Here is an 874-nt window from a genome sequence, read left to right as displayed (position 1 = left end):
AACCCGTCCAGCCACGTCACGGTTTGACCGTGAAGCACGCGCCGCAGATGGCGCTGTGCATATACAGGGTCCGGATCAGTTCATGTTCGAAGTCGTTATCGTCGGTTCCGGCCCCACCAGCCTCTATACGATTGCCGCATTGCTGGACCGTCCCGCGGGGCTGTCGATCACCGTGCTGGAGCGGGAGGAGATGAGCGGTACAGGCATGCCCTTCCGCCCGGAGGAGACCGATTCCGTCCTGCTTGCGAATATCGCCAGTATCGAGGTGCCCCCGATCTGCGAAAGCCTGCTGGACTGGATCACCGGCTTGCCGGATGCGGTGCTGTCGCATCTGGGCATCTCTGAGGATGACCTTCACGAAAGGCATTTCTTCCCGCGCATCCTGCTGGGCGCCTATCTGCGCAGCCAGTTGGGGCGTCTGGCCGATCTGGCGGAGGAACGCGGCCACCGGCTGCACATATATAACAGCGCCCCCGTGGTTGATGTCGCCCGTGTCGCGGGCGGCTACACCGTTACCGCGCTGAAGGAGGGCGAGTTGCTTTCCTTCTCGGCCCGATCCGTCGTGCTGGCCACTGGCCATGTCTGGCCGGAGGACGATCCCGAGCATGGCTATTATGGCTCGCCCTGGCCCAGCGTGAAACTGCACGCCATACCGGCGACGGATATCGGTATCCTCGGCTCCTCGCTCAGCGGGATCGATGCGGCGCTTTCCATCGCCTGCGCCCATGGACGCTTCGAAGAGGGTGGCAGCCGCTACGTACCGGGGCCGGAGGCGGAGGGCCTGCACATCACCCTCATGTCCCGCAAGGGGCTGCTGCCGGAGGCCGACTTCTGGTGCGACCTGCCCTATCTGCCGCTTGAATATGCGACGCCC

General features: G+C 64.2%; 1 protein-coding gene. It reads left to right on the top strand.

The window, feature by feature from the left end; translation table 11 throughout:
* Positions 1–82: 82 nt before the first annotated feature.
* Positions 83–874, top strand: a 792-nt coding sequence (locus tag A3764_RS00165; RefSeq protein ID WP_161487469.1) for an FAD/NAD(P)-binding protein, incomplete at its 3' end; no start/stop codon positions are given.

This window comes from Sulfitobacter sp. HI0129 (assembly GCF_001635395.1).
In the GTDB taxonomy this organism is placed as follows: Bacteria; Pseudomonadota; Alphaproteobacteria; order Rhodobacterales; family Rhodobacteraceae; genus Sulfitobacter.
This window is presented reverse-complemented; position numbering and strand designations above follow the sequence as displayed.